General features: G+C 69.0%; 24 protein-coding genes. 6 read left to right on the plus strand and 18 right to left on the minus strand.

The annotated features are described in order from the left end of the window. Window positions 1-131 precede the first annotated feature (131 nt). From ABT137_RS44570 to ABT137_RS44585, 4 genes are all read right to left on the minus strand, one after another. Window positions 132-2483 (minus strand): HelD family protein, encoded by a 2352-nt coding sequence (locus ABT137_RS44570; RefSeq protein ID WP_502984676.1) that lies wholly within the window; start codon window positions 2481-2483, stop codon window positions 132-134. 60 nt (window positions 2484-2543) lie between these two features. Next, on the minus strand, window positions 2544-3365 hold the full coding sequence (locus ABT137_RS44575; protein ID WP_351718256.1) for an anti-sigma factor family protein: 822 nt from the start codon (window positions 3363-3365) through the stop codon (window positions 2544-2546). After that, window positions 3365-3886, minus strand: a complete 522-nt coding sequence (locus ABT137_RS44580; RefSeq protein WP_010039908.1) for a sigma-70 family RNA polymerase sigma factor — start codon at window positions 3884-3886, stop codon at window positions 3365-3367. Before ABT137_RS44580 ends, ABT137_RS44575 begins: the two co-directional genes overlap by 1 nt. 424 nt (window positions 3887-4310) lie before the next feature. Further along, on the minus strand, window positions 4311-4913 hold the full coding sequence (locus ABT137_RS44585; protein ID WP_351718257.1) for a CGNR zinc finger domain-containing protein: 603 nt from the start codon (window positions 4911-4913) through the stop codon (window positions 4311-4313). A 288-nt stretch (window positions 4914-5201) separates the two neighbouring features. Here ABT137_RS44585 and ABT137_RS44590 point away from each other — a divergent pair, with 288 nt between their 5' ends. Continuing rightward, complete coding sequence (locus tag ABT137_RS44590) at window positions 5202-5738, plus strand: peptidoglycan-binding domain-containing protein (protein WP_351718259.1); 537 nt, start codon at window positions 5202-5204, stop codon at window positions 5736-5738. Here ABT137_RS44590 and ABT137_RS44595 read toward each other — a convergent pair. The 6 genes from ABT137_RS44595 to ABT137_RS44620 form a co-directional block, all read right to left on the minus strand. Further along, complete coding sequence (locus ABT137_RS44595) at window positions 5689-6252, minus strand: helix-turn-helix domain-containing protein (protein ID WP_351718261.1); 564 nt, start codon at window positions 6250-6252, stop codon at window positions 5689-5691. The two genes, ABT137_RS44590 and ABT137_RS44595, sit on opposite strands and share 50 nt — an antisense overlap. Before the next feature lie 395 nt (window positions 6253-6647). Further along, a complete protein-coding gene (locus tag ABT137_RS44600; protein WP_351718263.1) occupies window positions 6648-7499 on the minus strand; it encodes an alpha/beta fold hydrolase in 852 nt (283 codons plus the stop codon). Between the two features lie 299 nt (window positions 7500-7798). Further along, window positions 7799-8962 carry a uroporphyrinogen-III synthase gene (locus ABT137_RS44605; RefSeq protein WP_351718265.1) on the minus strand — a complete coding sequence of 388 codons (1164 nt, stop codon included), beginning with the start codon at window positions 8960-8962 and terminating at the stop codon, window positions 7799-7801. 88 nt (window positions 8963-9050) lie between these two features. After that, a complete protein-coding gene (locus ABT137_RS44610; RefSeq protein WP_351718267.1) occupies window positions 9051-10418 on the minus strand; it encodes a nitrate/nitrite transporter in 1368 nt (455 codons plus the stop codon). Window positions 10419-10584: 166 nt separating this feature from the next. After that, window positions 10585-11550: a hypothetical protein gene (locus ABT137_RS44615; protein WP_351718269.1), complete on the minus strand. Its 966-nt coding sequence runs from the start codon at window positions 11548-11550 to the stop codon at window positions 10585-10587. A 139-nt stretch (window positions 11551-11689) separates the two neighbouring features. Continuing rightward, window positions 11690-12166, minus strand: a complete 477-nt coding sequence (locus ABT137_RS44620; protein ID WP_351718271.1) for an ATP-binding protein — start codon at window positions 12164-12166, stop codon at window positions 11690-11692. Between the two features lie 234 nt (window positions 12167-12400). On the opposite strand from ABT137_RS44620, the gene ABT137_RS44625 reads away from it, so the two are divergent. The 3 genes from ABT137_RS44625 to ABT137_RS44635 are packed head-to-tail and all read left to right on the plus strand — an operon-like array spanning window position 12401 to window position 14091. After that, entirely contained in the window at window positions 12401-13255 is an 855-nt protein-coding gene (locus tag ABT137_RS44625) for a helix-turn-helix domain-containing protein (protein ID WP_351718273.1), read from the plus strand. A gap of 10 nt (window positions 13256-13265) precedes the next feature. Next, the gene (locus ABT137_RS44630; protein ID WP_351718275.1) at window positions 13266-13451 is read left to right on the plus strand and encodes a DUF397 domain-containing protein; all 186 of its coding nucleotides are present in this window, start codon (window positions 13266-13268) and stop codon (window positions 13449-13451) included. A gap of 4 nt (window positions 13452-13455) precedes the next feature. After that, window positions 13456-14091, plus strand: coding sequence for a hypothetical protein (locus ABT137_RS44635; protein ID WP_351718277.1), 636 nt, complete (start codon window positions 13456-13458; stop codon window positions 14089-14091). Between the two features lie 41 nt (window positions 14092-14132). Here ABT137_RS44635 and ABT137_RS44640 read toward each other — a convergent pair whose 3' ends face one another. The 8 genes from ABT137_RS44640 to ABT137_RS44675 all read right to left on the minus strand — a co-directional run bounded on the left by ABT137_RS44640 (window position 14133) and on the right by ABT137_RS44675 (window position 20607). Beyond that, entirely contained in the window at window positions 14133-14726 is a 594-nt protein-coding gene (locus tag ABT137_RS44640; protein ID WP_351718278.1) for a hypothetical protein, read from the minus strand. Between the two features lie 3 nt (window positions 14727-14729). Next, complete coding sequence (locus ABT137_RS44645) at window positions 14730-15269, minus strand: hypothetical protein (protein WP_351718280.1); 540 nt, start codon at window positions 15267-15269, stop codon at window positions 14730-14732. A gap of 82 nt (window positions 15270-15351) precedes the next feature. Beyond that, a complete protein-coding gene (locus ABT137_RS44650; RefSeq protein WP_351718282.1) occupies window positions 15352-16758 on the minus strand; it encodes a putative T7SS-secreted protein in 1407 nt (468 codons plus the stop codon). Between the two features lie 26 nt (window positions 16759-16784). Further along, the gene (locus ABT137_RS44655) at window positions 16785-17108 is read right to left on the minus strand and encodes a hypothetical protein (RefSeq protein WP_351718284.1); all 324 of its coding nucleotides are present in this window, start codon (window positions 17106-17108) and stop codon (window positions 16785-16787) included. A 40-nt stretch (window positions 17109-17148) separates the two neighbouring features. Continuing rightward, window positions 17149-18177: a hypothetical protein gene (locus tag ABT137_RS44660; RefSeq protein WP_502984677.1), complete on the minus strand. Its 1029-nt coding sequence runs from the start codon at window positions 18175-18177 to the stop codon at window positions 17149-17151. Beyond that, window positions 18165-18827: a hypothetical protein gene (locus tag ABT137_RS44665; protein ID WP_351718288.1), complete on the minus strand. Its 663-nt coding sequence runs from the start codon at window positions 18825-18827 to the stop codon at window positions 18165-18167. The genes ABT137_RS44660 and ABT137_RS44665 overlap by 13 nt, the downstream gene beginning before the upstream one ends. 260 nt (window positions 18828-19087) lie before the next feature. Next, complete coding sequence (locus ABT137_RS44670; RefSeq protein WP_351718290.1) at window positions 19088-19777, minus strand: hypothetical protein; 690 nt, start codon at window positions 19775-19777, stop codon at window positions 19088-19090. A gap of 176 nt (window positions 19778-19953) precedes the next feature. Then, window positions 19954-20607: a hypothetical protein gene (locus ABT137_RS44675; protein ID WP_351718292.1), complete on the minus strand. Its 654-nt coding sequence runs from the start codon at window positions 20605-20607 to the stop codon at window positions 19954-19956. A 371-nt stretch (window positions 20608-20978) separates the two neighbouring features. Between ABT137_RS44675 and ABT137_RS44680 the strand changes: the two genes are divergently transcribed. Both ABT137_RS44680 and ABT137_RS44685 read left to right on the plus strand, forming a co-directional pair. Beyond that, window positions 20979-25565 (plus strand): RHS repeat-associated core domain-containing protein, encoded by a 4587-nt coding sequence (locus tag ABT137_RS44680; RefSeq protein WP_351718294.1) that lies wholly within the window; start codon window positions 20979-20981, stop codon window positions 25563-25565. A 28-nt stretch (window positions 25566-25593) separates the two neighbouring features. After that, window positions 25594-26061, plus strand: coding sequence for a hypothetical protein (locus tag ABT137_RS44685; protein WP_351718296.1), 468 nt, complete (start codon window positions 25594-25596; stop codon window positions 26059-26061). The last annotated feature ends 56 nt before the right edge of the window (window positions 26062-26117 follow it).

Here is a 26117-nt window from a genome sequence, read left to right on the forward strand (position 1 = left end):
CGAAGGTTGGGCCCGGGGGCTTGGATCGAGCCGGTGTCACGACAAGGCTAACAAACAGATCCCGCGCGGCCATTCCCGTCCGGGGACTTCACAGGAAAACCCCGGCCGAACCAGCCGAACGGGCCTGCCCGTCAGTCCCTGAGCAGGTCCGGCACCCCCGCCGCGTCCGGCACGTCCCGTTCGCCGGAGACCACCGTCAGCTGCTGCGTCGCCCGGGTGAGGGCCACGTACAGCACGCGCAGCCCGGCCGGGGACTCGTCGGCGATCTCCGCGGGCGAGACGACGACCGTGGCGTCGTACTCCAGGCCCTTGGCCTCCAGGCTGCCGAGGGCCACCACCCGGTCGCCGAGCCCGGCCAGCCAGCGGGCGGCCTCGGCGCGCCGGTCCATGGCGACGACCACGCCGACCGTGCCGTCGACGAGGTCCAGCAGCCGCTCGGCCTCGGCGCGCACGGTCTTCTCGAGCGAGTCGCGCACGACGGAGAAGCGGGGCTCGACGCCCGTGGAGCGGACGGCGGAGGGGGACTTGGAGCCGGGCATGGCGAGGGCCAGGACCTTCGCCGCGAGTTCGGCGATCTCGGACGGGTTGCGGTAGTTGACCGTGAGCTCGAAGCGGCGGCGCGGGCGGGTGCCCAGGGCCTCGTCGCGGGCCTCGGCCGCCTCGTCGGGGTCGGACCAGGAGGACTGGGCGGGGTCGCCGACGACCGTCCAGGTGGCGTGCCGGCCGCGGCGGCCGACCATCCGCCACTGCATCGGGGTGAGGTCCTGAGCCTCGTCGACGATGACGTGGGCGTACTCGACCCGCTCCTGGGCGAGCCGCTCGGCGCGCTCGCGCTGCGACTCCTCGCGCACCGGCATCAGCTCCTCCAGGCCGCTGAGGTGGTCCAGCGGGTCCGCCTCGCGCTTCTTCCGGGGGCGGGCCGGGGTGCCGAGGATGGCCTGGAGCTCGTCCAGCATGGCGATGTCGTGGACGGTGCGGCCGTCCCGCTTCAGGGAGCGGGCCACCCGGCGGATCTCGCCCGGGTTGAGGATGCGGCGGGCCCAGCGGCCGAGGCGTCTCTCGTCGGCCATCGCCGCGAGGACGGCCTGCGGGGTCAGCTCGGGCCACCAGGCGTCCAGGAACCCGATGAAGGAGTCCTCGGTGACGAGGTCCTCGTCGAAGGAGGAGCGCAGTTCGGCGACGAGCTCCGGGTCGGTGTGCCGGCCGGCCGCGCCGGAGCGGGCCCACAGGGCGTCCAGGAGGAGCTTGCGGGCGCGGGGGCGGAGCAGGTTGACCGGGGCGGTACCGCCCAGCGCGTTGTGCCGGATGCGGTCGAGGTCCTCGGCCTCCAGCTCCAGGCGGCGGTTGAAGGCGACGACCCTGAGCCGGTTCGGTGAATCGTTCAGCTCCAGGGCTCCGCGGGCGGCCTTGCGCAGCACCCGGAGCATCCGGGAGGAGCCCTTGGCGCGGGCGGTGGCCGGGGTGTCGTAGAGCGTGGCCTCGGCGCCGTCGACGAGGGAGCCGATGGCGCGGATGGCGACCTGGCCCTCCTCGCCGAGCGACGGGAGCACGCCCTCGGTGTACGCGACGAGGAGCGGGGTCGGGGAGACGATCAGGATGCCGCCCGCGTACCGGCGCCGGTCCTGGTAGAGCAGGTAGGCGGCGCGGTGCAGGGCGACGGCCGTCTTGCCGGTCCCCGGGCCGCCCTCGACGTAGGTGACGGAGGCGGCGGGGGCGCGGATGACCAGGTCCTGCTCGGCCTGGATGGAGGCGACGATGTCCCGCATGGTGTGGCTGCGGGCCTGGCCGAGGGCGGCCATCAGGGCGCCGTCGCCGATGACGGGCAGCGTGTCGCCGTCGAGGAAGGCGGTCAGCTCGGGGCGCATCAGATCGTCCTCGACCCCGAGGACCCGGCGGCCCTTGGAGCGGATGACCCGGCGTCGTACGACCCGCCCGGGATCGACCGGGGTGGACCGGTAGAAGGGCGCGGCGGCCGGGGCCCGCCAGTCGATGACCAGCGGGGCGTAGTCCTGGTCGAGGACGCCGATGCGGCCGATGTGCAGGGTCTCGGCGATGTCGGCGGTGTTGTCGCCGCGGACCACGCCCTCGGCGGGTTCCACGGCGGTGTAGGCGCCGTCGGGCCCCTTCTTGCCGTCCTTCCCGAGGAGCAGGTCGATGCGGCCGAAGAGGAAGTCCTCGAACTCGTTGTTGAGCCGGTTCAGGTGGACGCCCGCCCGGAAGACCTGCGCGTCGCGTTCGGCGAGCGCACCGGGTGTGCCTACCTGACCGCGTTTCGCCGCGTCGTTCATCAGGAACTCCGCCTCGTGGATCTTCTCCTCGAGACGGCGGTACACCCGGTCGAGGTGTACCTGTTCGACGCTGATCTCACGGTCTCGAACGGAATCCTGGACGGAGTCCTGGAGCGAGTCCTGGACGGAGTCCTGTGCGGAATCCCGATCCGAGCCGTGAGAGCCGACCGCGGATTGCTGAGCCTGAGCGGCCACCGGGCCCCCTTCTGACGTGCTGGGCAGCCGTCAACCGTACGCGAAGGGGGCCCGCCGAAGCTACGCGCTGACCGAGACGAGCTTCTTCCCGTCGAAGGTCATGACCTCGAAGTGGTCGATCTGGTTGGGGGTGAAGGCGGCCCCGCCGTGCACGTAGAGGGGCTCCTTGGCCTTCTCCGTCTTGGCGTCGGTGATGCCGTATCCCCAGGTCGGGACGGACCAGGAGGTCACCGTCTCGCGCTCGCCGTTCTTGCCGACGGCGATCAGCGAGCACTTCTTCGGGCCGGTGACGTTCTCGAGCTGGAGGACCGCGTGGGTGCCCCAGTCCTTCTTCTCGACGGCGACGGTCGCGGTGACGTGGGTCGTCGGGTCCGTGGCCGACTTCTTGTCGGTCATGGTCTGGAAGGCCGCCTGGGCGGGCCCCATGGCCATGTCCGCGTTGCCGTTGTCCGAGCTGCCGCTCAGCGCCACGCCGGCCGCCGTGCCGCCGGCGATCAGCACGACCGAGGCGGCCAGTGCGAAGACGTTCCGCCTGCTGCGGACCTTCCGCTTCTCGGAGACCTCGACGACGAGTTTCTCGACCATCCGCGGGCTGGGCTTCGCGGACAGCGACTCGCCGATGGACGGGGTACTTCCGGAGCCCGGCAGATCCGCCAGGGCCGCGAGCATGGGCTCCATTCCGGCCAGCTCGTCGAGCTGCTGGGCGCACCATTCGCACCCGGCCAGATGGGCCTCGAAAGCGGTTGCCTCGGCGTCGTCGAGAATCCCGAGCGCATACGCGCCGACAGTCTCGTGCTCATTGGGCACCGGAGATTCCTGCATAGCACCAGACATACCCGAACCACCTGTGCCGAACCCGCCGTGTCCCCCGTACACACTCATCACGCCGTCACCCCCCGCTCCTCCAGTGCCAGCTTCATCGACCTGAGGGCATAGAACACCCGCGAACGGACGGTGCCGCTGGGTATACCCAGCGTTTCGGCCGCCTCGTTGACGGTACGCCCCTTGAAGTACGTCTCGACGAGCACCTCCCGGTGGGCCGGGGTCAGGTCGTCGAGCGCGTCAGACAGCGTCATCAGCCACAGCGCCTTGTCGATCTCGTCCTCCGCGGGGATGACCTCCAGCGGCGACGGATCGACCTCCTGCGGCCGGGCCTGCCGGCTGCGGTGACCGTCGATGACGATGCGGCGAGCGACCGTCACCAGCCAGGGGCGTACAGATCCGGTCGCCCGATTGAGCTGGCCGGCGTTCTTCCAGGCACGGATGAGTGTCTCTTGCACGACGTCCTCGGCGCGTTGCCGATCACCGGCGACCAGCCGAAGGACATACGCAAGGAGAGGTCCGGCGTGCTCTCGGTAGAGGGCACGCATCAGCTCCTCATCGGGCTCCGAGGGCTGGGACATGCGATGTCGGGCCCTCGATCCACGTTCATTGGCCACGGCCGCATCCTTGCGCACGCCCACCTCCGGTGTCCGGGGGTTCCCCCAGTCGGTCGCTCCCCCACCGGTACGGAAGTGGCTCGCGGCGTGTTCAACAAGACCCCACATTTTTCTGCGAGGTGACATGACGAGCGGGACATGACCCCACATTCCCACCGCGTGATCTTTACATTTCCGACACAACGTCGAGGACGGCCGGGCTGCCCGTACTCACCCGTCACCAAACGGAGTGTTGTCGAAATCACTTTCGCGGAGCTTCGATGAAGATCCGACAAAAGCCGTGAATAGGACGATAATTGACATGGGGAGTGACGGCGATCACGTACGTTCACGCATGTTCACATGCGTTCACGTGCGTCCATACGCATTCAGGATCGCTCAGGCGCGTTCAGGCGCGGGCGAGGGCGGCGCGGCGCCGGTGCCGGGCCACCCGCTCGCGGTTCCCGCAGACCTCGCTGGAGCACCAGCGGCGCCTGCGCCCCCGGGAGGTGTCCAGGTACACGAGGGGGCAGTTGTCGCCCTCGCACTCCCTGACCGCCGCCCGCGCGACGGGGTCGGTGAGCAGCTCCACGGCGTCCCTGGCGACGGCGGCCAGCAGTGCCGCGCAGCCCGGCGGCCCGGCCAACTCCCGTACCAGGTACCCGTCCTCACCGGGTACGGCGCGCGGGGCCGGGGGCGCCGCGGCGCGGGCGACGTCGTTGACGCGGGCGAGCGCGAGGTCGTACGGCCGGGCCCCCGGGGTGTTCCGGCCGCGCACCAACTGCTGTACATGTCCGCGCAGTTCACGGAAGCCGACGAGCCAGCCGGCGTCGGCGTGGGCCAGCGGGGTGCCCGGCGGGACGAGTCCGGATCCGGTGATCCAGGCCCGCAACGGTTCGAGCCCGTCGAGCCGTTCGCCGGGATGCGTGGTCGCGAGCAGATCGAGACAGATCCGCCCGGCGTCGAAGCGCAGCTCGTACGCGGACGCGGACGCGGCCGTACCCAGTGCCATGTGCCTGTCACCGCCTAGGACAGGGGAACCGTTCTGTTCACAGTGCCCGGTGCGGCGGGCGGCCGGAAGTCCTCGTACCGGTGTTCCGCTGTTCCGCGCGGTTCCCGTGCGACCCCGTTCCGGGCGGGGACGCCCGTGCCCGGCACGCGGGCCGTCCCCGTTCGGTCCGGATACCCCGGCAGGCCTCGCCGCCCCCCGCTCCGGACCGTGACCCTGTGTCCTGCGAACGCACAGCGAGCCGCCCCAGGGGGGACCCGTGAGGGACGGCGGTTCAGAAAGGACACGTTCATGAGCATGCGCACCCGGGTCGCCGCGATGGCGACGGCCGTACTGCTGGGCGCCGGCGGCCTGGCCCTGGCGCCGGCCGCGAGCGCCGCCGCGCCGTACCACGGCATCGACGGCGGCGGCGCCGTCACCGACGACTGGCAGGACGAGGAGAACCTCGGCGTCGACGACTACGCCCAGAGCAACGCCACGGCCCTGTGGGAGACCGTGCTGTGGGCGGACGGCGCCCAGTACCAGGACGACGACGGCGACTTGCACCCGTTCGAGAAGAGCAAGATCGACGGCTCGTTCGGCCCCGAGACCGAATCGGCCACCCAGTGGTGGCAGGAGCACTTCGGCCTGTCGGACAACGACGGCGTGGTCACCGAGCAGAGCTGGACCTTCGCCCAGCAGCGGCTCACCGGCCCGGCCGCGGGCAGCGCCGTCACGTTCCACGGCACCGCGCACAACGCCACGCTCAAGCGGATCAGCAACAAGTACCGGGTGCGCATCAAGGGCACCGGTTCCTGGAAGATCGCCTACTACGACCAGCGCGGCTGAGCGCACCGCGGGGGCGGGCGACGACAGCGTCGCCCGCCCTGCGGGGCAGCGCCCACAGCAGCCCGGCGGCCAGCAGCGCGGCGAGGACGGACGCGGCGACAGCGGCGATCCGCCACCGCCGCTGTCCTATGGAGGACTTGGGCGGCATGGGCGGCATGGGCGGCTTGGGCGGCTTGGGCGGCATGGCGGTCGAAGCGGGCGCGACCGCCGCTTCGGCCGTGGCTTCGACCGCCGGCTCCGCCACACCCTGCGGCCACGCCTGCTCGGCCAGCTCCCACAGCGCCAGGAGCCGCGCCTGGTCCCCGCCGGCCAGTCGGCACAGCACCTGCGCGGCGGCCCGCGGCGGCAGTCTGTCGCCGCTCAGATAGCGCTGCCAGGACGACTTGCTGTACGCGGTACGCCGGGCCAGTCCGGCGAGGCTGAGGCCGGTACGGCCCTTGAGGACCCGCAGTTGCTCGACCAGGTGCCGGGCCTCGCGCGGCAGTGTGGCCGGCAAGGGCTGCCAGCGTGTCATGTTCCGTCCCCGTCCCCCGTGTGCCGTGGTCCGGCGCCAGCGTGCCGCCCACCGGCCGGGATCCGGCAGAGCGCACACCCGCGGAGCGGGGCACGGCCCGTCGCACGCGCGCGGCCGCACGGGACGGCCCGGCGCGCCCGTGACGGAACGGACCGGAGTGACGAACCACGAGCCGCCCCCTACGGCCCGCTGCCGGAACCGGCTCCCCAGAACGTCGTACGCCGGTCAGCCGGTCCGCTCATCGCCCGTGGCGAAGAACCGCTGCACGTACTCCCCCGGCGGCAGCCCGCTCTCCCGCGTGAAGGAGAACACCGAGGGAGAACACTGAGGGAGAAACACCGGGCGGCGACAGCGCCCCGGTCCATGACGGTGGACCGGGGCGCTGGTCGCGAGCGTCAGCTGACCGCCTTGGCGGCGTCCCTGATGAGGTCGGCGACGATCCTGGGGTGACTGAGCATCACGACATGGGAGGAGTTCGGCACTTCGACGACCTTGCGCGCGTTCGCACGGCTGTACATCCAGCGCGCGCAGGCCGGCGGGATCGCCTTGTCCTGGCCGGCGACCAGCCCCCAGGTCGGGATCGTCTTCCAGGCCGCGGCCGTGGTCGGGAAGACGAAGGAATCGGCGTCGAACGGCCGCTGCGTGGCCTGCAGGACCCGGAAGTCGGCGGCGGATATGTCGGCGGCGAAGGCTGCCTGGCCGTCCTTGCTCAGGTACAGATCGGTGCCGGTGGTGCCGTCGGCCTTCGTGTACGGGACCGGCACACTGACCGGCCCGACCTCGCTGCCGGGGAACTTGGTGATGAGCTCCCCCTGCGTCTCGCCCACCTCGGGCACGAACGCCGCGATGTAGACCAGTGCCTTGACGTTGGCCTTCCCGGCAGCGGCGTTCGTGATGACCGTTCCGCCCATGGAGTGCGCGACCAGCACCACCGGTCCGCTGATGGAGTCCAGCAGACTCGCGATGTACGGGGCGTCGGTCGGAATGCCCCGCAGCGGGTTCGACCCGCAGACCGTGGTGTAGCCCTTGGCCTGCAGCTCCCGGATGGTGGCGTTCCAGCAGGACGAGTCGGCGTACCCGCCGTGCACCAGCACGATCGTGGGCTTCGCCTTCGATCTCTCCTCACCGGTACCGGCCGGGGCCGTCGCCGCGGCGGCCGTACCTTCCGAGCCGGCTGCCAACGCCGCCGCCCCGGCCAGCGCGGCTCCGGCGGCCAGCACATTGCGGCGGGAAAAGTCGGTACTCATGGGACTCCTCGTACATGGGTCTTGAGGGAAGGGGTCTGACCGAGAGCTCGCCGCTGAGCGGCTGCGCGCGGGCGGCGGGCACCACCTGAACGGGTGTGCCGTCAGGAGTTCAGCGCGGTCGGCTGACTCAGTCGCGCACGGCCGAATTTGATCGGTGTGGCATGCCATGGACCCTACGAAGCGCACTTTTTCGGCGGCACCCGTCATATGACGTGTATTCCGGGGCCGGCGCCCCGGAGCCGAGGCTTCCCAAGCGGAGGGCCGGGCGCAGGAGTCGGCGCGGCTCCCCGGCCGTTGCCTCAGACGTCCGCGTACTTCGCGTCCGCCGCCGGGTCCAGCGCCAGCCGGTAGCCCCGCTTGACGACGGTCTGGATCAGCTTCGGCGCGCCCAGGGCCGTACGGAGGCGGGCCATCGCCGTCTCCACCGCGTGTTCGTCGCGGCCTGCGCCCGGCAGGGCCCGGAGGAGTTCGGCGCGGGCGACCACCCAGCCCGGACGGCGGGACAGCGCCCGCAGCAGGGACATCCCGGCGGGCGGTACCGGCTTCAGCGCGCCGTCGACGAGGACCGCGTGCCCCCGGATCTCGACGCGGTGGCCGGCGATGGGCAACGCCCGGGCGCGGGAGGGGAGTTCCTGGCAGAGCAGCTGGACGAGGGGGCCGAGCCGGAAGCGTTCCGGCTGGATGGTGTCGACGCCGAGGGCCTGCAGCGGCAGCGCCGTCACCGGTCCGACGCAGGCGGGGACGACGTCGTGGCCGAGGGCGGCGAGCAGGTCGCCGAGCAGCCCGCGGTGCTCGGCACGGGAGACGAGGGAGGCCGCGGCGGGGGCGCTGGTGAAGGTGATCGCGTCGACCGAGCGGGAGACGACGGCGTCCAGGAGCCGGTCCACCGGGCCCAGGTCCTCCGGCGGCATCCACCGGTACACCGGCACCGGCACCACCTCCGCGCCCGCCGCCCGCAGCGACTCCACGAACCCCGGCAGCGGCTCCCCGTGCAGCTGTACGGCGATCCGGCGGCCGTCGACGCCCTCCTCCAGGAGCCGGTCGAGCACCTCGGCCATGGACTCGGAGGACGGCGACCACTCCTCGGTCAGCCCGGCGGCCCGGATCGCCCCCTTGACCTTGGGCCCGCGGGCGAGCAGCTCCACCTCCCGCAGCCGGCCGAGCAGCTCCTCGCCGAAGCCCCACCCGTCGGCGGCCTCGACCCACCCCCGGAACCCGATCGCGGTGGTCGCGACGACGATGTCCGGCGCCTGGTCGATGATCTCCTTCGTGGCGGCGAGCAGCTCGCCGTCGTCGGCGAGCGGCACGATGCGCAGGGCGGGGGCGTGCAGCACGGCGGCACCGCGCCGCTGCAGCAGTGCCCCGAGCTCGTCGGCGCGGCGCGCGGCGGTGACCCCCACGGTGAACCCCGCGAGAGGGCCGTGCTGACCGGGCTCCGGCCGCTGCTGCTGTTCCTCGTCCATGGCTGCTCTCCTAGCTGACCCGCATGCCGAACGAGCCTGTCAACGGTGCGTGACAGGCTCGGTTCGGGTTCATGTCACCAGTGTTACGTCACACCTCGGCGTAGCTGAGCTGCGCCTTCGCCTCGGTGGCGGTCGCGGACCGCCGCTGCGCGGCCGGCCGGCGAAGGTATACGGCCCAGGTCACGGCGAAGCACAGACCGTAGAAGACCAGGAAGGCGACGAAGGCGCCGGTGCCACTGCCGTAGGAGAGGTACGACTGGCGGAAGGCGAGGTTGATGCCGACGCCGCCGAGCGCGCCGACCGCCCCGATGAGCCCCATGGAGGCCCCGGACAGCCGCCGCCCGTAAGCGGCCGCTTCGTCCCCCTGCAGCCCCTTGGCGAGGGCCTTGGCCTGGAAGATGCCGGGGATCATCTTGTACGTCGACCCGTTGCCGAGCCCGCTGAGCGCGAACAGTACGACGAAGACCGTGACGAACATCGGCAGCGACTTCTGCATGCTGGCGACGACGAGGAGGGCGGTGGCGGTGGCCATGCCGACGTAGTTCCAGAGCGTGATCCGCGCCCCGCCGTACCGGTCGGCGAGCCAGCCGCCGACGGGCCGGATGAGGGAGCCGAGCAGCGGGCCGATGAAGGTGAGGTAGGCAGACTGGAGCGGCGTACGGCCGAACTGGACCTGGAGCACCTGCCCGAAGGCGAAGGCGTAGCCGATGAACGACCCGAACGTCCCGACGTAGAGGAAGGACATGATCCAGGTGTGGCCGTCCTTGGCGGCGTCGATCGCGGCGCCGGTGTCGTTCTTCACGGTGGCGAGGTTGTCCATGAAGAGCGCGGCGAGGACGGCGGCGACGACGATCAGCGGGATGTAGATCCCGAGCAGCACCCGCGGCCCGCCGCTGGCCCCGATGATCGCAAGCGCGACCAGCTGGATGACGGGCACGCCGATGTTCCCGCCGCCCGCGTTGAGCCCGAGCGCCCACCCCTTCTTCCTCATCGGGAAGAAGGCGTTGATGTTGGTCATGCTGCTGGCGAAGTTACCGCCGCCGATGCCGGCCAGCAGCCCCACGAGCAGGAACGTGTCGAACGACGTCCCCGGCTTCATCACGGCGAACGCGGCGACGGTCGGGACGAGCAGCAGCCCGGCGCTGATGATCGTCCAGTTCCGGCCGCCGAAGACCGCGACGGCGAAGGTGTACGGCACCCGGACGACCGCGCCGACGAGCGTGACCATCGAGGTCAGCAGGAACTTGTCGGCCGGGGTGAGCCCGTACTCCGGGCCCATGAACAGCACCAGCACGGACCACATGGTCCAGATCGAGAACCCGATGTGCTCGGAGAGGACCGAGAAGACCAGGTTCCGCCGGGCGACCTTCTCGCCGGTCGCGTTCCAGAACGCCTCGTCCTCCGGATCCCACTCCTGGATCCAGCGACTACGGGAAGTAGGGGCTGGGGCTGTCATGACGCCTCCACGGTGCTCCGCGTGCTCGGTCTGCCGACTTCGGATGAGTGACTGAGCCCGAAGGTAGGGAGGCGGCGTTTCCGGTCTGTGGCTGTGGGTGACCGGAAGGGAACGTTGCTCTCACCCCGGGGAGAGGGCGGGTGAGAGGTCCGGGGCGGGGGCCGGCTCAGCGGGAGGGGTACGGCGGCTGCTGGGGCTGCTGGTGGTAGGGGCCGGGAGCGTACGGCCCGGTGGGCTGCTGGGGAGCGCCGTACGGCCCGGTGGGCTGCTGGGGCGGGGCGTAGGGGCCGGGAGTGTGGGGCGCGGGTGGCTGCTGACCGTAACCGGGGGCGGGGGCCGGGGCAGTGGGGCCGGCGGGGGGTTGGCCGCCGTAGGGGCCGTGGCCGGTCTGGCCGCCGTAGGGGCCCTGGCCGATCTGGCCGCCCTGGCCGCCGTACGGGCCGTAGGGACCGGCCTGCTGCGGGGGCTGGTACTGCGGCTGGTACTGCGGCTGCTGCACCGCACCCGGTTGCATGGGCATGGGCATAGGCATGGGCATGGGCGTGCCGGGCGGCAGATACCGCACCCGCCCGCTCTGGTCCGTCACCGGCACGAACCCGGCGGCCTGGAGCCGCTGCGCGAACTTGGCGTTGCGCCCGCGCGTGACGAAGAACCCGAGTCCCATGACGGCCATGAGGAGAACCCATACGACACCGGAGACGACGAAGGCGCCCGCACTCCCACCGGCCCGCGCCGCGGCCAGCACCAGACCGAGGGTGATACCACCGGCCCCGAGCAGCATGCGCTTCTCGGCGTTCTTCCCGGTGAGGTCGAACTGGATCCGGGCCTTGAGGAGTTCGACGGCGTCGGGGACGAGGGGCGGCAGCGAGACGCCGTCGGCGGCGTTCGGATACTGCGCCCAGTTCTGCGCGGCGCGGGACCGGCCCTGGGGGCTGTGGTCGGGCACGATGAGGAGTTTGAGCACGTTGTTGCGGGAGCCGGTGTGGCGAGCGTCGGCGTACTCGTACCCGAACTGCTGGGCGATGAAGGCGAGCCGGGCGAGCTTCTTCACGGAGGACCAGGCGTTGGTGAGCTCGACGGGCTCGCCACTGGCCATCAGCTGGAACATCTTCCGTACCTGCCGCGCGCTCATCGCATCCGCTCCCCGTTGACCGAGCCACTCTTTTCACTTCCGCAACCGGGAAATCCTTCCATGCGGCAGCGCCGAGAGCGACGGCTACCGAGTGGATTGACCGGAGCTTGACCTGTCCCTGACGCCCGCCGAACGGTGGTTACGCCGTCGCCCCTCGCACCTGCACACGACGCCCACCCACCTCGAACCACAGAAGCTTCCCGGCACCGCGGTCCAGCGGACCACCGTCCCCCACGGCCCAACCGCCCCACGAGTCGGCGTACTCCTGTACGAGATGCAGCCCACGCCCTTCCTCGGCGTCCGCCGGGGTGAGCCGGACACGGTCCCGGGGCGGTGCGCCGAAGGGGGCGGGGACGCGGGGGTGACTGTCCCAGACGCCGACCCTCAGCCGACCGTCGGGCAGGGCAGTCACGCGGAGGGATGCGGGGCCGCTCGTGTGCCGGTAGGCGTTGGTGACCAACTCCGACGTCAACAACTCGACGACGTCAAGGACTTCGAGTCTGCCGTGGCTGCTCAGCGCCGCCCGTACGGTCATCCGTGCGACGCGTGCCGCGCGCGGGTCGTGCGGCAGACGGAGGGCGTACACCCAGGTGTCGGGCAGGGATACGGTTCCCATGGAGACCTCCAGCGAGAACGAGAGGAAGGGGGAGGCGGATCGGGCTCAACGACCGCGCCGGGCGGTGGCTCTGCCGTGGGGTGCGCTTCCGGCTTGTGGGCGCGGGGAGTTGGGCGGTACAGGCACTACAGTAGGCCGCGGATGGGAGATACATCTCTACAACTGGGGAGATGTGCCCGCGTTTACCTCCTGTGGGTTACAAGAGAGCCGCACATCGGCCGGGAAGGACATGCCGTGCCGCCCACCAGCAACCCCGCTCTGCGTCAACGGCGTCTCGGTACTGAGCTGCGCAAACTCCGCGAGCGATCCGGCCTCACCGTCACCCAGGCCGCGACGCTCCTGGGCGTCAACCAGGGGCGCGTCAGCATGATCGAGACAGGCCGCAGCTCCCTCAGCGCTGACCGCGTCCGCTCACTGGCATCGGCGTACGACTGCTCGGACGGGGCTGTGGTCGACGCCTTGGCCGCGATGACCGGACGCCGAACAGGCGGCTGGTGGGAGGCGTACCGCGAACACCTCCCGGCTGCGCTGGTCGATCTGGCCGAACTCGAACACCACGCGACCGGGTTGCGGGTGGCCCTCGCGATGCACGTTCCCGCCTTGCTGCAGACCGCCGACCATGCCCGTGCCCTCTTCCGGGCCGTGGTGCCGGCCATGCGGCAGTACGAGATCGAGCACCGCCTCACGCACCGCATGAAACGGCAGGGGATCCTCCACCGCGAGAAGCCGCTGCCATATGCGGCGATCATTCACGAGTCCGCTCTTCGCATCCGGTTCGGCGGCTCCGACGTCAGGCGCGGCCAGCTCAAGCACCTTCTCGACATGGGTGAGCTGCCGAACGTGACCGTCCGGGTGATCCCCTTCGACGCGGAGTACTACCCGAGCACGGGTCAGTCCTTCGACTACGTCGAGGGCCCGGTTCCCCAGCTCGACACGGTGCAACTCGACACCCACCACGGCGGGTGCGGATTTCTCGACGGGGAGGCACAGTTGGGCAAGTACCGTGCCGTGCTGGACCACATGGAGTCCTGCGCGCTCGGCCCCGCCGAGTCGCACGACTTCGTCCAGAGCCTCATCCAGGACATCTGAGAGAGCGACCGTGCACATACTCCACTGGCGGAAGTCGACGTACAGCGGCGACAGCTCGAACTGCGTCGAGGTGGCCACCACCTCTGCGGCCGTCCACATCCGCGACTCGAAGACCCCGGCAGGCCTCCGCTTCTCAGTCGGTTCCTCCGCGTGGGCCCACTTCATCTCCTGCCTGGTACAGCCCCGGCCACAATGACCGCATGGGAACGGACATGCACGGCTGGATCGAGTGCCGCACCTGGCGGGAAGGCCTGACCCACGACGAGACGGGATGGTCCCCGGCGATCAGCCTGTCGATGCTGGGGATGCCGAGGGACTACGACGGTTTCGCCTGCCTCTTCGGCGTACGTGACTTCGATGCCACCTGGCGCCCGGTGGCGGCGGACCGAGGCCTGCCGCCGGACACGTCCCCCGAGGTCCGCAAGGAGCACGCCACCTGGGCGGCCTCGGCCTTCGCGGAGACCTGGCTGACCTGGCCGGAGGCGAGGGCGATCGACTGGACGGAACCGGCAGTCCCCCGCACCACCCACATCGCCCGCTACCACCGCGCCCCGGACGGCGCCCTCCGTCTGGTCCACCACCACGACTGGAGCAGAGGCTTCGCCCGAGCTAGCGGCATCAACACGCTGACGACGTCCCCGGCCGACCTTGCCGGCCTCCACCCCGAAGGCACGGAATGGACCACCGGCACCACGGTCTACCGAGCCGAACGAGCCCGCCGCCGGGACGCGGTCCCGGAGGACGGCCCGTGGGCGCCGGTGTGGACGGTGATGGAGGCCCTGGCGGGGGTCCATGGCGAGGAGAACGTGCGGTTGGTGGCGTGGTTCGACGAGTGACCGCTCGATATCGTCTACCGGACCCCACTCAGGAACGATGGTCACTTCCAGTGCAGCGACTTGGCGACCGCCTCGAACAGGTCGACCAGAGCGTCGGCGAACATGTCCAGGGATGTCGAGAAGGTGAGCAGGAGAACTGCTTCGGTGCCCGGGACACTGACGGCGTAGTCGACCACAGTGACGGGCAGCTGGTTGCCGGAGGAGTCATCGGCATCCGGGACCGTGCGGGTTCGTCGCACGCTCGCGGGGCCCGCGAAGGGGAGTTCGACGGCGGTGATCTGCTGAGAACGACCCCGGGCGTCCAGGCGGAAATCCTGCTCTGGAGGGACGACGGTGACCAGGAGCGAGGAGGACAGGGGCACCGGCCCGATGGAAGTCGTAGAGATGTAGAGCTCAACACCGCCATTCTCGTAGCCCTCTTCGGCACGAGCGAGAAGAGCCTTGCTGAATTCCCGTTTGAGCAGTACGGCGTCGTCCTGACCGTCGAAGACCCGTTCAGCCAGTGCCCTGATCGACCCTTTCCAGCCGTCGGGCTCGAGCGGAATCCGAAACCAGCCGTCCGGAACGACGAGGCCGTAGTCGGTGGGCGGGACGAGCCCGCCATCGGTGAGGCCGTGGGCGACGGCGTCCGGCATTCCTCAGCCTTCCTTGACCTCAGCGAGCTCCAGCGACTCGGCCAGCGTCTGCGCGAGTTCCAGCAATGCTTCGCCGAAGACGAGGTTCGTCCACGACATGCGGAACACAAGGACGTTGTCGACCTGCGGCGGAATCACCGCGTAAGTGACCGTCTCCATCATCGTCTTCTTCTTGAAGAGCGAGCCGGTCTCGACCGAGAGGAGCTCCTGGACACGTACACCGTGACCGGCCGGCAGATTCACCTCGGTCACGCTGCGCCGCTCAGGAGAGGTGGGCAGAACATCGGCCAGGAGGTCGGGGAGTCGGTCCACGGACCGGTAGCCGTCCCCGTCGTAGTCATGGACCTCGTAGACGGCGGTCAGCGCTTTGGCCGCGTCGATCACATAGGCATAGGCGAAGGTGGGGTCGCCCAGTTCAGCGGTCTCCGCCACACGTGCCAGCGTCGAGGCCAGTTCACGGAGTTCGCTGCGCGGAGCCTCAGCGCCCAGATGGTTCCGAGCGGCTCGCTTCGCCCACTCGTCGAACTCGGCGTTCTCGCCCACGGGAAGTCTGATACAGCCCTCCGGCTCGGAGATCAGGCACTGCCACACCACGTCATCACCCACCCGGAAATCGTCCTCGCGGTCAGGAGCCCACTGTCCAAGCAGACTTCCACTTGTTGTATGGATTGTTCCACTCCGTGAGGCCGTGGAGCTTGTCATTTCCGTCGATGGCGGTCGCCGCGGCAGTGTAACCGAGCCATCTCTGCCCGGCGGATCGCACATAGTCGGTGAACTTCACACCGCCCATGCTTTCGAACTTGCCGAGAATCGGTACCTCTTTGAGCGCCTTGCTGGACTCGACCCACTCCGGATTACCGAAGGGCCGCGCTCCTCGCCAAGCATCCCTGCCGAAAAGCTTCCCAACGTCCTTGAAGTCCTTGAGGCCCTTCACGGCGTCTGCCGTGTCCTGGTAGATCACCTTGGGATTCAGGACGTGCTTGAACTCCCCGAGCTTCCCGAAGGATCCCGGCAAGTCGCCCGCGAGTCTCTGCGACGCCTCTTCGGCGGCCTGGTTCGCGACCTTGGTGGCTTTGCCCTTCAGCGTGTTGGCCGCCTTCACCGATCTGCCGGACAGCGAGTTGGCGGCGAGGTAGTCCGCCCTGGCGGAGCGACTCGCCGTCTGCACGCCCCGCACACCCGCGGCAGCCGCCTTGCCCGCGCTCAGGGCGGCACGGCCCAGCCCCAACGTGAGCAGAGCCACGCCGTCCAGAACCAGGTCGGCGATGCTTGCATCTCCCGAGAAGACGAGCACCAGGTGACAGGCGAGGGACACCACCGTCGCGAGCAGAGCGATCGCGTCCAATACACCCGCCAGTGCCCAACCGATCACCGGAATCCAGCCCACCAGCAGCGAGGCGAGGGCGCAGGCTGTCGCCACCCAGCCTGCGATGTCCGCGATGCTCTTGAGCGCTCCCTTGATGTTCTCCCAGGTGGAGTCCTTCAGTTTGTCGTGGTCGATGAGCGCCTCAAGAGCGCGAGCCGCCTTCTCCCCGGCCCGGTTGCGGGCGTTCTTGGCGTCGTGCACCCGCTTGATGGCGTCGTTGACACGACCGTCGACCTCGTCTCGCTTCGTGGTCAGGTCGTGCTTCTGCTGCTCGTAGTCGCTCGCGGACTTGTCCAGGGCGTCGAGCGACTTGTCGAGACGGTCCCGCTCCCCACGGTCGCGCTCGGCGTCGTTACGGGCCTTGTCCGCCGCCTGCTGGGAAGACGCCAGGACGGATGCGTACTTCTCATCCGGCCGGTCCGTCTGCTCGCCCAGGAGGTCAGCAGCCGTCTCGAAGCGGTCCAGGACCTTCTTCAGCCGTCCGGCTGTCCCCTCGGCAGTCTTGCGGAACTCGTTCGCGGCATCACTCTGCCAGCCGTCCACACCGCAGAGGGCTTCGATGTTGCCCGTCTGCCTCCTGATGGCATCGGCCACCGAGCGGAATCGCCGCCCCAGCTTTGCCACAGCCTCGGGGTCTCCAGACACCGGGTCGGAGTCCAGCTCCACCGGTGACCAGTCCTTCGGTCGGGACATCATCCCCCTTGCCTCTGGGGCTTCTTCTCCTGCTGGCGGACTGCGTTGGCGAGGTCGGTGTCTATCTGCTCGTAGGCCTGAGCCGCGGCCTTCGTGATGGCCGCGAGCTTGGCCAACTCCCCTTCGAGCTTCCCTCGCTTGTAGTCCCAGTTGTCGGCGAAGTCGTCGAGCCGGTCCGTGAGCTCCTCGTGACCGACGACCCCCCGGCTCCAGCCGTACTTGTTCTTGTCGTCGAGCCCTTGCAGCTCCTCGACGATCTTCTCGATGCCCGTGGAAACGCTCTTGAGCACGTCGAGATCGTCGATCCTGGTCCGGTCACCCACGACGCCTCCCACGGCCGGAAGGCTCCGGCCGACTCATCGCTCACCTGTTGACGGACTGAATCTCCTGCACGATGACATCCTGAGTGGCCCCGAAGGTCCCGTCGTCCAAGGGTCCGCCCGTCCCTCCCGTGCCCGTCCAGCTGATTTTCCAGGTGATCGTGGCCTTGAGCGGGTACGAGCCCGTGCCCGAGGATCGCAGGTACTTCACCCCACAGGGTGGCGTCTCGCCGGCCTTCCCCTTGGCGTAGGCCTCACCGATGCTGCCGTTCTTGAACTCGCAGACACCCGAAACGGGATACGTCACCGCATCCGAGGTGCCTGGGTCGATCTTGAGGGAGTACGGCGTGGCCGTGGTCGTGGCGCTGATACCCAGCGCGGGAACGGACGCGGTGACAGAGACCGGCTTGAACTCGGCACCGTCCAGCCAGGCCCAGGTGGGAAGGTTCACCTTTGTCTTATCCGCCGGGGCCAGGGTCACCTTCGTACCGGGGACGCGGATCTGGTTGTAGGCGAGTTGCGAGAGGATCTCCGGGGTGACCGCCTGGGGTACGTCCGCCGGCGGCTTGTCACCCGTGTCCACCCAGAAGATGGGCTTCGTGCAGTCGAGCGCGCCGGGGTCTCCCTCACGGCCCTTCGTGACGTACGAGTCCCACCAGTAGCCCTTACCGGCCTTGTCCTTGTTGAAGTCCGTGTACGGCTTCCCGTTGACGTAGCGGTCGCGCTGCTGGGCATCCCACTCATAGCCCGTCGAGTCGGCCGCCCAGATCGGGGTCAGGTAGGCCTCGAGCGCATCAGGTGAGTACTTGGGCGCGTAATAACAGGCCGGCGGGGTCCAGGTCGAGGTCGGCGTCACCGCGCCGGTCGATGCCCCGGAACCGTTCTTGGAGAGGTCGTAGACGACGGCACCGGCGGTCGCGGACACCTTGCCGTCTTTCTGATCACCGCTCACCTGGCTGTTGGTGCCAGAGCCCCCTCCAGGAGTGACGGTTGCCCAGGCCGCCGGCCCGGAGGTCCACCACACGATGCCGACGACGAAAGCGCATGCGGTTCCTCTGGCTACGGCTGACACTGAGCTGCCCCCCTGATGGAAATAATCTGCGATGTCTGCCAAACACCTTCGGAGTTCTTGTCGAGCCTGGTGTTGTACGAGACGTAGCTGTCCTTGTTGACAGGCGTTTTGTTAATCTTGTTGGTCTTCTTGTTCTTACTGAAGCCCTTGCTCTCGTCACCGCAGAACGTGAGGATGGCCGACGTCTTGCTCTTGAGCGTCACCTTGCGGTCGTAATACCGGACAACGCCTGTGATCGTGACGTTGGCCTTCTTGAACTGGGCAACCCAGGACAACGTGGCCTCAAGAGCCTTACCAGTGTTGTAGTAGGCGAGTCCCTCGCCCTTGGGATCTGTCCCGGTGATAGCGGCGTCCTCCGCCCGCGCCCTTTCCGCGCCGTCCGCGAGCACCGCATCCTTCACGGCATCCCCCGTCTGGCCGCCCTCGAAGGTCAACGTCACATCCGAAGGCAACGTGATCTTCGGCCGCCCAGACTCGGACGCCGAAGCCGAAGCGCTGGGCGAAGCCGAAACCGAGGCTTCCGTGTCCGCCCCCGCGATCTTGCCGTTCGAGTCGGACTTGTCTCCGTCGCCTCCACCGCAGCCGGCGAGTAGAAGTGCCGCCGTCACACCGGCGGTGGCAGTGGTGAGCAGGCGGAGGCGGCGAGGCACGGTGGGCTCCAAGTGGGGCGGGAGATGTCGAAGAAAGCAGCCGATACGGTAGCGGGGTCGAACCCAACGACACCAGAGCGAATGACTGAACACCGCTTGCGCAAACAGTGCACAACCAGGTCAATGGGGGTCAACCGAACGCCCCTCGGCGGGCATTGGTTGCCTTCCTGTGACATTGCGACAGCTGTCCGTGGCGGTCGGGTTGGCCCTTGCAAAGGGTTCCGGAAGGGGCCGCTCCGCCAGTTGGAAGAAGTGCCCCACTACGGCTGGCACTTGTCGGCACCCCGGGTGGAAGCGATCTTGACGAGCTCCCAGACGCCCTTGTCGTTCTTCTGGACCTGGGCGCCATAAGCGACATAGCTGTTCTTGGTGACCTTCGTGTGCTCGATCACCCCGGTCTTGATGACCTTGGTGTACCCCTTACTCTCGTCCCCGCAGTAGGTCAGCGAAGCCCTGTCCTTGGACTCGACGCTGACCTGACGGTCCGTGTACCGCACGGTTCCGGTGACGGTCCAACCGGCCTTCTTGAACGACTGAACCCAGTCCTGAGCCGCCACAGCGCCCTCACCCTCCGTGTAGTACTCGAGAGCGGGAAGACGGGGATTCTGAGCAACAATGGCCGCGTCAAGCGCCCGGACGAACTCCGCGTTGTCCTTGAGGATCGCATCCTTGACCGGGTCGGAATCCTGTTCCGGAGTGAACGTGAGGGTGTCGTCGGCGGGCAACGAGATCTCCGGGCGACCGTCCGATGGGGCCGAGGCAGACGCACTAGGCGAGGCCGAGGCAGACGCCCCGGTCGTTGTGGACGCGGACGAGGCCTTGTCCGCGACCTTCGCTCCGTCGTCGCCGTCGCCGTCGCCGTCGCCGTCACCCCCACCGCATCCTGCGAGCAGGAGTACCGCGGTCAGACCGACTACGGCTGTCGTGGGCAGGCTGGAACGGGGGTTCACGAATGACTCCTTGTAGGGCGGCTGGGATTGGTACCCGAGGTACCGAGAACACGCGGCTCGTCGGCTAGCCGAGGCAGGCCTTGTCGCCGCGGTGCGAAGTCAGAGCGTCGGTCTGCCACACGCGTGGACCGGAGCGCCGACCAGCCCTAGGGCCGTTACAACCCTCGGCAACTTCCTTATGGCTGGCACGCCCTGTCTCCCCTGTTTGAAACGATGTCAGCGGTTCGCCAGACACCATCTGCATTCTTGGCGAGCACAGTGCGATAGAGCACATAGGACTTCGAAGTCGCCGGGTTCCGGTCGACCTTCTTGGTCTTCTTGTTCTTGACGAAGGCCTTACTCTCGTCGGAGCAATAGGTGACATAGGCGCGGTTCACCCCGGAAAGGGTCACCTTGCGATCGAAGAAGCGAATCTCCCCGATCCACGTGTCACCGTCATCGATGAAACCCTGCACATAGGCGATCGACGACTCCAGGGCCTTTCCGCTGTGATAGAAATCCAGCGCTTCGGTGCCCGTGCTCCCCTTGAAAATCGCCTCATCCACGGAATTGACGCCGAGAGCACTGTCCGCAAGGACCGCATCCTTGGTGGCATCTCCCGTCTTCGCGTCCTCGAAGACGTTCTTGGCATCGGAAGGGAAGGTGATCTTCGGACGCCCTGCGGCGTCAGCCGACGAAGCCGAAGCACTGGGCGAAGCCGAAGCCCCCGCGTCCGCGCTCTTGCCGGTCGAGTCGGACTCGGCTCCGTCGCCTCCGCCGCAGCCAGCAAGTAGTAGTGCGGCCGTCACACCGGCGGTAGCTGTCGCGAGCAGGCAGGGGCGGCGGGTCACAGCGGGCTCCCGGTGGGGCGGTTGGGGTCTGCGAAGCAGCGAATACGGTATCGGGGTCCATCCGGAATACACCAGAGCGATTTGCTGCACGCCAGCCGCACGAAACGCACACGGCAGACCATAGTCAGGCAACTCAGCGCCCCCATCTCGGCTTTGGTGCCGTCCCGTGACATCGCCGCGACCCCCAGTTGGCCTCCGCAAAGGGCTGTTGACAGGGCAGGCTTCCGGAAGACGGGTTGATCCACACGTCAAGGCGGAGCGCCTATCCGTGCCGGAGTCACAGAGCGGCCTTCACCTCATACAGGTGGGACCTGTAACTTCACGTGTGCACAGGTTTGTTGATGAGGCGTACGCGACGGGGGTTGCGGGACATGGCGGGGTACCGACCGGCGGACTGGCATCCACTCGACCTCGACAGGGACCCCACCCCCGGTGACCCGCAGCGCGTCCGCTCCCTCGCCACGCAGCTGCACGATTTCGCCGACGACGTCTCCGACGCGCTCCGCCTGGTCAAGGGCATGGCCGGCGAGGACACCCTCCTGCAGTGGGCCGGCAAATCCGCCGAGGTCTTCAAGGAGCAGTTCAAGGACGTCCCGAAGAACCTGAAGAAGCTCAAGAAGTCCTACGAGATGTGCGGCGACGCCCTCGCCGACTACTGGCCCAAGCTGGAGCGCGCCCAGGCCCTGGCCGACAAGGCCCTCGCCAAGGCGAAGGAGGCCCAGTCGGACCTGTCCTCCGCCAAGTCCCGCCTCTCCTCGGCCGATTCCTGGGTCACCCGGGCGACGAAGGAAGCCGACAAGTACAAGGACGATCCCACCGGCAGCAAATCGGACGGTGACAAGCCGGACGAGGGCAAGGTCCGGGCCGCCACCCGGGACGTGCAGAGCGCCAGGTCCGCGCACACCCAGGCCCAGTCGGACGTCACCACCGCCCAGAACGCCCTCGACGCCGCGAAGAAGATGGCCGAGGACGCCCGCAAGATGCGCGACGACGCCGCGGGCGAGGCGAAGCGGAAGATCGACGAGGCCTCCGACGCGGGGATCCCGAACCGGCACTGGTGGCAGGACGTCGGCCACTGGTTCGAGGACAACTGGGACACCATCGTCACCGTCTGCAAGGTCGTCGTCGCGGTCGTCGGCATCATCGCGATGATCATCGGCGGGCCCATCCTCGGCGCCATCGTGCTGGTGGCTGCGCTCGTCGTCCTCGCGGACACCCTCTACAAATACTCCAAGGGGCAAGCATCCCTGTGGGATGTGGCGTTCGCCGCGCTGGACTGCATACCCGGCGGCAAGGGCATCACCAGCCTCGGCAAGCTCGCCAAGGGCGTGAAGGAGATGAAGTTCCTCAAGGGCGGCCTCAAGGCCATGGCGGAGAGCCTTGGCAAGAAGGGGCTGCGCAAGGAGGCCGACGATGTGCTCGCCAAGAGCAAGCCGGGCAAGGGGCGGTGCCTCAACGGCGACCCCATCGACATGGTCTCCGGCGAGATGTACATGGCCGAGACCGATGTCGAGCTACCCGGGCTGCTTCCACTTCTCCTACGGCGCACCCACCTGTCCACGTACCGCGCGGGCCGTTCCTTCGGCTCGTCGTGGGCCTGCACACTCGACGAACGTCTGGAGTTGGACGACCGAGGCGCCGTCTTCGCCACCGAGGACGGCATGATCCTCGTCTATCCCGTGCCGGAACCCGGGGCGTCGGTACTGCCGGCGGAGGGGCCGCGGTGGCCTCTGGACTGGGACGGCACTTCCGGTGCCCCGGTACGGATCACCGACCCGCTCACCGACATCACCCGTCATTTCGCCCCGCCGCAGCGGCCTGGGCCGATCGACGAGCCGTTCACCCTGCTGCTCACGGCGATGACGGACCGCAACGGCTACCGGATCGACTTCGACCGCGATGCCGACGGCGCACCCGTGGCCGTACACGACTCGGGCGGCCGGTACGTGTACGTGGACACCACCGACGGCGGACGCGTCACCGGTCTGCGCCTGCGCAATCCTGAGGACGGCCCTGAGGGTACCGTCCTGCGGCGCTTCGACTACAGCTCCGTCGGTGACCTGACCGGGATCCACGACTCGGGCGAGCTGCCCATGAGCCTCACCTACGACTCCGGCGGGCGCATTACGTCGTGGACCGACCGCAATGGCTATCACTACTGCTTCGGCTACGACGGGCTGGACCGCTGTGTCCGGGGCGAGGGTGCCGACGGCAGCCTGTCCTGCACTGTGGAGTACGACGACGACGCGCGTGAGACGCGCTACACGGACGCGCTCGGCCAGACCACGACATACCGCTACAACGAGCTCTACCAACCGGTCGCCGTGACCGACCCGCTCGGGCACACCGAGCTCTCCGAGTGGGACCGTTTCGGACGGCTGCTCGCACGCACCGACCAGCTGGGCCGTACCACTGGCCTCACTCTTGACACCCACGGCCAGCCGACCCGGATGGAGCGGCCGGACGGCACCGTCATCGAAGTGGCGTACAGCGACGAAGGTCTGCCCGTCGCCGTCACGGAGGCCGACGGAGCGCGTTGGGAGTGCACGTACGACGACCGGGGCAACCTGCTCACCAGCACCGATCCGCTCGGTGCGGTGAGCCGCTACACCTATGACGGGCGCGGCCACCGGACCGCACGGACCGACGCGCTCGGCAACACCTTCCGTTTCGACACCGACGAGGCGGGGCTGCCCGTCCGGGTCGTGGACCCACGCGGCAGCACCGTCACCGTGCACCGGAACGCGTTCGGCCGCATCGTCCGGATCGATGACGCCGTCGGCGGGGCTCTCCACCAGGGATGGAGCCCGGAGGGGCGGCTGCTGTGGCGCGAACACGCCGACGGCGGCCGGGAGACGTGGTCGTACGACCCGCAGGGCAACCTCACCGAGCACCGTGACCGCGGCGGGGCCACCACCGCCTTCGAGTACGGCGCGTTCGACCTTCCCAGCGCCAGGACCGATCCGGACGGCACCCGCTACCGCTTCACCCACGACGCCGAACTACGGCTGGTCGGCGTGACCAATCCGCTCGGCGACATCTGGAGCTACCACTACGACGCGGCGGGCCGTCTCGTCGGCGAGACGGACTTCGACGGCCGGACGCTCACCTACGCCCACGATCCCACCGGCCGGCAGACCGAGCGGCGGAACGGCATCGGGCAGACGGTCCGGATGACCCGTGACACCGCCGGCCGCGTGGTGGAGACCCGCACGGACGGCGGCGCCGTCGTCTCCCTGCGTTACGACCCGGCCGGCCGGCTGGTCGAGGCCGCGGGCCCGGAAAGCGTGGTCGCTTTCGGGTACGACGCGGTGGGCAGGGTGCTCACCGAAAGCGCCGACGGCCGCACAGTCACCAGCGCGTACGACCCGCTGGGCCGCAGGGTGCGGCGGACCACTCCGTCCGGCGCCACCTCGCGGTGGTCGTACGACTCCGTGGGCCTGCCCGTCTCGCTCGTAACCGCGGCAGGCGAGCTCACCTTCACCCACGACGCGGCCGGCCGGGAAACCACCCGCGGGCTGGCCGGCGCCGCCTCGCTGACCCAATCCTGGGACGCCGGACATCGCCTGGTGGAGCAGGTCATCCACTCGGGGACCGGTGCGGCCGGCCCCGATGCCGGCACCGTGCTGCAGGCCCGCTCCTACGCCTACCGGGGCGACGGACACCTCACCTCGGTCGACGACAGGCTGGCCGGCACCCGGAGATTCGACCTGGACCGGGCCGGCCGCGTCACCCGGGTGTCGGCCGCGAACTGGACCGAGACCTACGCGTACGACGAACTCGGCAACCTGACCACCGCGAACCATCCCGGAACCGCGGGACAGGACGCGCAAGGCCCGGTCGGACGCTCCGGCACGAAGGTCACGTCGGCTGGCCGCACCACGTACGAGCACGACGACCAAGGACGCGTGGTCCGCATGATCCGGCGCACGCTGTCCGGGCTGCGGCGGATCTGGACCTACGCCTGGGACGCCGACGACCGGCTCGTCGAGGCCGCGACTCCCGACCGGGGCGTATGGCGGTACCGCTACGACGTCCTCGGCCGGCGTACCGCCAAATGGCGGGTACACGAGGACGGCTCGGCCGTCGACGAGACCGCCTTCACCTGGGACGGAGCCAACCTCGCGGAGCAGCAGGCGCTCCGGGACGGTGCGGTGGAGACCGACACGTGGGACTGGGATCCGGGTACCCACCGGGCGGCGGCCCAGACGCGGGGGCGACGCAGCGTCCTCGATGCGGACGAGGTCAGCAGGCGGTTCTACGCGATCGTCACCGACTCGGTGGGGACACCCAGCGAACTCGTGGACGAGGACGGCACGATCGCCTGGCGGGCCGCCACCAGCCTGTGGGGACGGCCCCTGGCCGACGACGAGGGCCTGTGCCCGCTGGCCTTCCCAGGTCAGTACCGCGACGCCGAGACCGGCCTGCACTACAACCTGGCCCGGTACTACGACCCGGACACCGCGCAGTACCTCTCGCCCGACCCGTTGGGACTGGTCCCCGGTCCGAACCACCACGCCTATGTGGACAACCCGCTGCGCTGGACCGACCCGCTGGGTCTGGAGGGCGACAGCACCGAGCCGGTTCGGGTCTACGACGATTCCGAGTACAGCAAGCACGGTTCGGGCAGCAGTTCGTCCGCCAGGGGTGAGATCAGCCGCTCCCCCACCAACGGCCAGGCCGCACTCGACCGGTCCATCGACCTGGACCCGAACAACCCGAACGTCACCCGGCGCCTCGGCGTGGACCACGTGAACAACGAGATCGTCGTCCTGGATCGGCACCGGGCGATCACGGACAAGGACGGCAACATCGTCAAGGAGATCTACCACGGCCACGTACAGTCCTCGTACCCGTCGAACAGCGTCGACGAGGGTGATCTGACCAAGCTGAAGAGGGCGGGCATGATCAACAACACCAAGAAGCAGCGGGTGCTTCCGCCCAAGTGCGACGGGTGAAGGCGCAGGGATGAGGAGGGAAGGGGACATGGCATCCGGATGGGATTGGGCGGGCGGCGAAGGCCTGCTCGGTCTCGACGATTCTGCGGAATGGGACGCCGCGTTCACACGTGGAGAGGACCACCTCGGGACGGCGGTGATCGGACTGGCGCTCAACTGCCCGTTGGCGGAGGCTTCCCCCCGGATCGTGCAGGCGATGCGGATGCCGGATCCGAACCAGCGGGGGTTCGCGTTCACCGCGGCGGGCGACGCCGCCCGGATCAACGGCGCACTCACGCCGGAGTTGTACGAAGCACTGCGCGCGGAGGGGCCGCATGGCTTCGCCACCCACGCCATCAGGGACACGCTGACCTTCGTACCGTTCCGGGATCTGCCGCCGTGGTTCAAACGCCGGTGGGTGTATGTGACCGTACGCAACAAGCTGGAGTACTGGTGGCATCGCGTCCAGGACGCGATCGGCGATGCCTGGCGGGCCCTGCGGCGACACCGCGGCTGAGCCGACCGGCAGCGGAGCAGTGCAGGGCCCTGGGAACGTGTGCAGAGTCAAAAGGG

It is taken from the genome of Streptomyces sp. NPDC001980, assembly GCF_040296885.1.
GTDB lineage: Bacteria > Actinomycetota > Actinomycetes > Streptomycetales > Streptomycetaceae > Streptomyces.